The organism is Paenibacillus sp. NPDC056579 (assembly GCF_042793215.1).
Lineage (GTDB): Bacteria > Bacillota > Bacilli > Paenibacillales > NBRC-103111 > Paenibacillus_S.
Genome location: NZ_JBHTVD010000002.1, coordinates 386,742 through 395,376, shown reverse-complemented (window position 1 = coordinate 395,376; position 8,635 = coordinate 386,742). Strand labels below are relative to the sequence as shown.

The window sequence follows — 8,635 nt, the reverse complement described above, 5'->3', positions numbered from 1 at the left end:
AGTTGATGCGTCACTTTCCCCAGCAGTATTCCCTGCTGTCACTACATAGTAATAGGTTGTTCCGTTTTCCAAACCAATGTCCGCGTACTGGGTATTTGCTACATTCGCCGCCACTGTAACATACCCCGTTCCCGGAGTCGTACTGCGCTTCACATTGTAATAAGTGGCTCCTGTCACGCTGTTCCATTTCAAGCTGACCTGGGCATCTCCTGCTGTTGCAGTCAGACCGGTCGGTGCCGCTGGTACCTGGATTACAATACTTGCTTTTGGCTGGGCGCTAGTTTCGGTTGATGCGTCACTTTCCCCAGCAGTATTCCCTGCTGTCACTACATAGTAATAGGTTGTTCCGTTTTCCAAACCAGTGTCCGCGTACTGGGTATTCGCCACATTTGCCGCTACCGTAACATACCCTGTTCCCGGAGTCGTACTGCGTTTCACATTGTAATAAGTGGCTCCTGTTACACTGCTCCATTTCAAGCTGACCTGGGCATCTCCTGCTGTTGCAGTCAGACCGGTCGGTGCTGTCAACGGTGGCTTGATGTTGTCGACCGCTTCTTGGCCCAGGCGATCCTGAAGCTGCTGCAAATACAGACTGTCCGGCTTCACATGAGTGCCGAGATGATCCCAGTAGGCGTCGTTTCGCGGACGAGGGTCATACTCATTCGGCACTAGCGGATTTCCTTTTGTGCCGACATGTCCGATAGCATAGTTTTGCGCCGTAGGAGGCTGCTGGGAGGTCAGGATGCCTTCCGTATTCCAAGTTACATAGTTTGCTCCTGCCCAAGCATGGCCGCTGCCCAGCCAAGCGCGGTCCCGAATGACGATATGGCCCTTCACCTTATCGAACAAGCCTCCGGTAGACCAGCGATGATGCGGTTCGCTCGAGTTGTAATTTTTCTGCGATTCACTGTCATGAATGACGTTAGGGCCAGGAATCCTGCTGTCAAACACATACGCGTGCCGCTCCGATTCCGAGTACGATCTTTGCACCAAATTCAATTGACCAACAAAGTAATAAGCGTATCTTCTTCCGCCTGTTACGATGCTGACAAAGTCGGTGATTTTGCTGTCCTGCACCGTTACCCATTTGGCGTTGCGGTCTATTTTTACCAAGGAATAAGCCAGGTGCTTGGCTGTAATGTTACGAACCCAGCCGTTCTTCAATCCGTTCATGACGACGAATTCCTCAACGTGGTTCTCATCGGCGAGGTAAGGGTCGGTCGTATCATTATCCATGACCGTATCGATAATGCTCGGATCGAAAGCCGAATCGACGTACATGTACTCCACGCCTACATTTTGGATACGGGACTGATCGCTGTACTTCATCAGCTGCCCGCCTCCCCAGCGGAGCTCGATGGAATTGGCAATCGGCGCATCGACCGTAATCACGTTGCCTTCTATTTTGTCGATCACCCGGTCAAAATCCAGATTAAACGGAGTCATCTGTGACGTAGAGCCCGGCACCGCATCCGGTCTGTCCGGCCTGTCATAAATTTTATCCATCTCGGTTTCATGGATCCATGATTGGTTCCCCACACGACGCACGATTACAGTATCGCCGACGTTATACTTGCTCGCATCCGCTACACGGAACGTACGCGCTCCTGAAGGCACGAACATGTCGGTAATTTCGGTTGCCGTGCTCGTATCGATCTGCAGCCCGGTACTGTTACCAACCTCGATTAAGGATCTCGCTTTAGTGCCCGAACCATATATAACCGTACCGCCCGCCTCGTCTTGTCCTTCGCCCCGCAGCACGACGCCTCCGGTTTGAATTTTCAACGTTCCGCTTACTTCATATCGGCCTTTTTTCAAAAGCACCGCACCGCGGATACCATCTGCTTCCGGCATGGCGGATACCTGATCGATCGCCTCCTGAATCAGCTGCGTCGCATCTCCCTGGATAGGTTCTACCGTAGCTTTCACCGGAGCATCCGGAAGCTTCACGCCTCCTCCTTTATAACCGACATTAGAGAAGTCAAGCACTCGATTGCCCTTAAAATCGGGAATATATAGGAGCTTGTTGTCCGGCCCCATATACACGATGCTGCTTTGATCCGTAGGAATCGCTTGGGGATCCAATACGGTAAAATAAAACGTATCATAAACGGTCTTACTTCCCGTCACGATCGTTAACCGAATTTGATAATCGCCATATTGCGCAACATTGCCATCAATTGCAATGGTATGCTTCCCTCCGGTTTGGACCGCATTAGGCTCAATGGACTGAACAATTTCATTGCCGTTACGTACAAGCTCGGCGCTTACCGAAGCATTCACATAAGGACTTACCGTCACTGCCGGATACGCGGCGCCAATGTTCACAAGAGCCGGTTGGCCTATCTCCATTTTCATATCTGAATGTGACAATTGCAGATCCGCGATAAGCGGGCTTAAATCCTTATTCGGGTTCGTAACGTCCACCCAAATGCTTATGTAAACCGTTTTTTCGTTTAAGGAAGCCTTCCCGACAATAAGAACGACGCCTTCCTCTACTGCCGTGATCTTCCCGTTTGCATCGATGGTAGCTACCTTAGTATTTTTCGATTCAAAACTTACCGTTGCCTTGGAAAGATCATTCTCCTCGAGGTTCCTTGTAAGATTGCCTTTCAACTGCAGCGTCTTTGTATTACCTTTATTCAAATAAATCGTATCGTTCAATTGATACGTCTTCGTGGCATCGAAGAAATTGATATTGTTCAAAATATCCAGTAACCCGCCATACAGCTCAAACTCGGCAACCGCGCTTCCTGCAGACAAATGGTGCAGCTGCAGTCTCACATAATTAGCGCTTGTCTTCGGGAAAATAACCGATTCATTCGTTGTAATCGTCCCCGTTTTTGTATACACATCTTTCCATACGGTTCCGTCCTCAGAGGCTTGAATCGTATACCCATTCAGCTTATCCGAATCCGTAAAGCGGATGGTCGAGCGATTGTACGAGTACGTCTCGCCCAAGTTCACGGTAAGCGACGATTGCTTATCGTCCGTAGCATCCGCGGTGGAAGGAACCCAGGCTGTGTTCGTGCCGTCAACGGCAAATGCAGCATTCCCGGAGCTGGCCGTGGCGCTTTTGTTCAAAGCGATATTGCTCTGTGCCACCGGATCGTACACTTCTAGTGGAATGGTGATCCCTTTAAGTACGCCTCCTATGATAGCATCCGCCGTCAGAGTGGTTTTCCCATCTTTGATAGCGGTAACATTACCGTTCTTATCAACGCTTGCGATAGACGGGTCCGAGCTTTTGAAAAAATTCGTAGCGCTCGATAAAACGGCATCGTTTCCGTTATCCAGCTTTCCTTTTAATAGAAATGATTTGGTTCCGCCGGCCGCAAGAGAAACAACCTCGTTTTCGTTATATACGTGGTTACCAGCATCCGTAAGGATGATGCTGCTCAATTTCTCAGCTGGCGGTACGGCGTTAGGATTGTTATACACCTGCAGCTCGTACAATTGGAAGTTTTTCGAATCGAAATGCAGCTGGATCCGGATTGATGACGAAGACACGGGATCAAAATCTATCGTATCCGTTACCGTACTGTTAGGAAACGCATTCCGAACGACATACACGTCCGTCCATACGGAGCTGTCAGACAAATATTGAACCTTCATTTCCTTCACATTGTTCGGTCTCCAGTTCAGCTTCACTTCGTTAAACGTCTGAACGCCTCCGAAGTCGACCTGCAACCAAGGGCTTAGATCTTTACTGTTGGAATTCCAGCTCGTTCCGGTATTACCGTCAACCGCCTTCTCCGGACCGTTGCTGGCAGCATTCGATGATGTGCTGGCTTTCACTGTCTTGCCCAATGCCAGGTTGATCAGCTCAGCTGCGCGAGCCGGATTGGGCTGAACAAGCAGACCGCTTGGAAGCAGCAACGAAAAGATCAGTAGAGCTACTACTCCAAGCTTGAAACGTTGAACTACGTCTTTCAAAATGACAACACCCTCCTCAATAATTGAAAACGTCACCATACAAAGTTCCATTATAAGGAAGGGAATGCTCGGAGTGATTATGTTTTTTTGTGTTGGCATACGTTCTTTTATGTTGTTTTTTCCTGCCTCCCCACAGCAAAAAAAGAGACCGTACGAACGGTCTCCCTTACTTAAATATTTAAATCCTTCCGCTTTCCCGTAACGATATAAATAACGCCTTCGCCGATATTCGTGCAATGATCCGCTACGCGCTCCAGATAATGCGCTACGAACATAAGCTGCGACAGCTGACGGTTGCGGGCGAATTCGCTGTTCATCAAGCCGAGAATTTCATTCATCAGCGTGCTGTACATTTTATCGATCTCGTCATCCTTCTCCGCAAGCGCCGCGGCGCGATGAATGTTGCGCTCGGTATACGACTGCAAGCTTTCACGCAGCATATCGCGGACAAGCAGCGCCATGCGTGGAATGTCCTCCAGCGGCTTGATCAGCTCCTCGCCGGACAGGCGAATCGCGATTTTGGCGATATCCACCGCATGGTCGCTGATGCGCTCCAAGTCGGTGGCGATTTTCAAAGCGGTGCCGATGATGCGGAGATCGCCCGCCATCGGCTGCTGAAGAGCGATGAGGCGTAAGCAACGTTCCTCGATATCGAGCATCATCTCGTCGATAATGTCATCCTCCGTGACGATCTGTCTGGCCAGCTTCTCGTCAAGCCTCGCCAGAGCATCTACCGCTTGGGAGATCGATTCCTCCACTAGTGTACCCATTTTGACCAGCAATTGTTGAAGCTCATCTACATTTTGGTGAAAATTAGACCTGGTGTCCACCATAATAGCTCCCTTCCGTTATCCGAAACGCCCGGTGATGTAATCTTCCGTTCTTTGATCCGTAGGGGCAGTAAAGATTTTATCCGTTTGGTCGGATTCAATCAATTCGCCGTTCAGGAAGAAAGAGGTATAATCGGAAATCCTTGCTGCCTGCTGCATGTTGTGCGTAACGATGATAATCGTGTACTTTTCTTTTAATGTTTGTGTTAACTCTTCCACTTTCAAGGTGGAAATCGGATCCAGCGCAGATGTAGGCTCATCCATCAGCAGAACATCCGGTTCAACCGCCAGCAGGCGGGCAATGCACAGCCGCTGCTGCTGACCGCCGGACAAGCCTAGGGCGGATTTGTTCAAGCGGTCCTTGACCTCGTCCCACAGCGCAGCCTGAACCAGGCTTTTTTCTACGATTTCATCGAGAACGGCTTTCTTCTTCGTTCCATGAATTCTCGGACCATACGCGATGTTGTCATAGATGCTCATAGGGAACGGGTTCGGACGCTGGAACACCATGCCGACTTTTTTGCGCAAGGATACGACGTCCATCTCCTGGCCGTAGATGTTTTGCCCGTCGACATAGATGCTGCCGTTAATTCTTACGCTGTCGATCAAATCGTTCATTCGGTTCAATGTACGCAGGAACGTCGATTTGCCGCAGCCGGAAGGACCGATCAAAGCAACGATCGAGTTGTTTTTGATTTCCAGCCCGATGCTGTGCAGCGCCTGGTTCTCCCCATAGAATAGATTCAGCTTCTCTACTTTAATCTTATTTTTCTCTATCACGATTTATTTCCCCCCGGAAAGTCTTTTTTGTAAAATACGGCTAGGAATTCCGATCAGCAGGTTGAACACCAGTACGACAATGAGCAGCAGCGCGGCGCTGCCTTGAGCGATTTGCTTCGCATCCGGAACAATTGCCTCCGATTGCACATACCATAAGTGCGTCGCCAGCGTTTCACCCATTGCGAGCGGACTCCAGTCCGGGAAAAACCGTGAAACCGACAAGCCCGCGGTATAGATCAGAATGGCGGATTCGCCCAAGGCCCGTCCGGCAACCAGCGTAATCCCCGTAATCAGGCTTGGCATAGCAGCTGGCAGCAGCACCTTGCGGATCGCTTGCCAACGGGTGGAGCCGAGTGCAAGTGAAGCTTCCCAGTACGATTCGGGCACCGAGCGGAGCGATTCCTCCGTTACCCGGACCAGGACCGGCAGGTTGAGCAGCGACAAGGTAGCCGCTCCGCCGATAATCGAGAATTTCAAACCGAACAAATTGACGAACAAGAGAAATCCGAACAAACCGAATACGATTGATGGTACGGAAGATAGAGCTTCTACGGAAATACGGATAAAATCGGTAAACCTGTTTTGTTTGGCATATATGGATAAGTACACACCCGCCCCGATGCCGATAGGCAGGGAGAACAGCAAGGATAAGAACAAAATGTAGAAGGAGTTGAAGAGCATCGGCCCGACGCCGCCGCCCGCCATAATCTCCTGCGGCTTCCCGGTAATGAATTTCCATGAAAGATGCGGCAAGCCGTCACCCAAAATACGGATTAGAAACCATGCCAGCAGCAGTAAAATAATGATGCCGGTTATCCAGAAAAAACCGGTGGCGATACGATCTGTCGTTTTGCTGGTCATTTCACTTCACTCCTCTTCGAAACAAATCGGATCACGATGATAAGCGTTAAGGAGATCAGAAGAAGCATCAACGCCATTAAGTACAACGCGTTATTCCAAGTCGTGCCGTAATTCGTATTCCCCATATCCTTAACAATCGCTGTGGTCAAAACCGTCGTAGATTCAAGCAGGGAGCCCGGCATTTGCGGCGAGTTCCCGATGACCATGAATACCGCCATCGTCTCACCGATCGCTCTGCCCATACCGAGGATGATACCTGTAATAATCCCTGGACGAGCCGCGGGGATGAGAACTCTCCATATCGTTTGCCATCTGGTTGCTCCTAGAGCAAGCGATGCTTCTTCCAATCGGCCTGGCAGCGCCCGGATGGCGTCTTCGGAAATCGACAGAATCGTCGGCAGGATCATGATCGCCAAAATAATGGCAGCCGGCAAAATTCCGTAACCGATTGTGCCCGTAGTTTTGGCAAGCATCGGCACGATGACCGTCAATCCGATCAAGCCGTATACAACGGAAGGAATACCGACGAACAAGTCCGTGGCCGGACGCATAATTTCGCGCATCCATTTCGGTGCAATCTTGGCCATAAACACGGCACCGGATAAAGCCAGCGGAACAGCCAATACTACAGATAACAGCGTCAGCAGCATTGTGCTGTACAAAAAGGCGAAGATCCCGAATTTATTCTGGCTTGGCGTCCAATCGTGAGAGAAGAAGAACTCCCAAGGAGTAACGCCGGTGAAGGTCTTGACTCCCTGCAATCCGACGAAAGCAATAATCGAAAAGATAATAGCCGAAACCAGAACGGCGCTTCCGACAAAAATCCATCTCATGGTTTGATCGTAGCGGTTTTGTTGTTTGGTCCACTGGCTCACTTTTTTTTCTAGTTTAGCTCGCTCATTTAGCTTGTCAGCGAAAGAATTCACTTTCCTCTTGCCCCCTATTCATTACTTCCCGAATTTGCGGTGCATACCGCAGTGCAGCACGTTGCATTTTCGTTCTTTTTCATCATAGAGGATAATTGTAAAAGCCATACATTTGAATTGTTAAGACAATGTAAAAATTTTATGAAGGTCAACATCATGTCGGCTTTCTGTTTTTCTTGGCGAAATATGTCGCAAGCCGCAAAAAAAAGAGACCCGGCACAGCCGGATCTCTTCTTGGAAGCTGTAATTCTTATTTTTTCAGCAAATCTGCAGGCAAGAATTTCAACTCTTCTACACGCTTGCTTTGGAAATCGGAGCTCTTGATATAGTCGATGAACGCTTTAACAGCGCCTTTAGCTTCGCCTTTAGTGTACATACGCTCTACGCCATACAAAGGATATTTACCTTCTTTGATAGTATCTTTGCTGAATGCTACGCCTTCGAATTTCAAAGCTTTGATAGTATCGTTCAAGTAAGGAGTATCAACATAACCGATGGAACCGGCAGTGGAACCGACTGTTGTTGCAACAGCGCCGCTGGACTCTTGAGTTACGCCGTCTTTTGTAAATTCTTTGTCGTCAAGAACGATTTTCTTAACAAGTGCTCTGGAACCGGAGCTGTCTGGACGGTGAACAACTACGATTTTAGCGTCTTTACCGCCAACGTCTTTCCAGTTCGTGATTTTGCCCATGAAAATATCTGCTGCTTGAGCTTTCGTCAAGTTATCTACGTTTACGTCTTTGTTAACGATCAATGCGAAAGGCGCTATAGCTACTACGTTCTCTACCAAGCCTTTATCTTTATACTCAGGACCTGCTTCGACGTCGGAGTTACCGATATCGGAAGTGCCGTCAGCAACGTTTTTCAAACCTGTACCGGATCCGCCTGCAGTAACGTTAACCGTTACTTTAGGATTTTTCTCCATGAACTCAGTGGATGCTTGTTTTACTAATGGAAGCAACGCACTGGAACCGGATGCCGTTACTGTGCCTGTCAGTTCAGCTGCCGCTGGAGGTGGAGTTGCGGCTGGCTGTGCACCGTTTGCCGGTGTTTGTGTATCTGCCTTTGTACCGCAAGCAGAAAGTGCCCCCGCCAATAAAATAGAGATAACTGCAAAGTTGAAACCTTTTTTCGAGAAATGTTTAAACATCTCTTCGTATCCTCCCTTTATTCGTTCGTTTTTTGTTTACTTGGACATCTTAACAACCCAATGTAAAGTTTAAACGCGCAAAACGTAAACGGAATGTAAAAGTTATTTTTGTCGAATTTGAATTACTTTTTACATAATTATGTCACTAGATT

6 protein-coding genes are annotated in these 8,635 nt (G+C 48.8%); all 6 read right to left on the bottom strand.

The window, feature by feature from the left end; translation table 11 throughout:
• The coding region (locus tag ACFQ88_RS09265) for a discoidin domain-containing protein (RefSeq protein ID WP_379453904.1) at positions 1-3,936 on the bottom strand (3,936 nt) is incomplete at its 3' end.
• A gap of 170 nt (positions 3,937-4,106) precedes the next feature.
• Entirely contained in the window at positions 4,107-4,766 is a 660-nt protein-coding gene (gene phoU, locus ACFQ88_RS09260) for a phosphate signaling complex protein PhoU (RefSeq protein ID WP_239635315.1), read from the bottom strand.
• An 18-nt stretch (positions 4,767-4,784) separates the two neighbouring features.
• The gene (gene pstB / locus ACFQ88_RS09255; protein WP_275590482.1) at positions 4,785-5,543 is read right to left on the bottom strand and encodes a phosphate ABC transporter ATP-binding protein PstB; all 759 of its coding nucleotides are present in this window, start codon (positions 5,541-5,543) and stop codon (positions 4,785-4,787) included.
• A 6-nt stretch (positions 5,544-5,549) separates the two neighbouring features.
• Entirely contained in the window at positions 5,550-6,407 is an 858-nt protein-coding gene (pstA, locus tag ACFQ88_RS09250; protein WP_379453903.1) for a phosphate ABC transporter permease PstA, read from the bottom strand.
• A complete protein-coding gene (gene pstC / locus ACFQ88_RS09245) occupies positions 6,404-7,333 on the bottom strand; it encodes a phosphate ABC transporter permease subunit PstC (RefSeq protein WP_239633155.1) in 930 nt (309 codons plus the stop codon). Before pstC ends, pstA begins: the two co-directional genes overlap by 4 nt.
• A gap of 250 nt (positions 7,334-7,583) precedes the next feature.
• Positions 7,584-8,483, bottom strand: a complete 900-nt coding sequence (locus ACFQ88_RS09240; RefSeq protein ID WP_239633153.1) for a phosphate ABC transporter substrate-binding protein — start codon at positions 8,481-8,483, stop codon at positions 7,584-7,586.
• Positions 8,484-8,635: the final 152 nt, after the last annotated feature.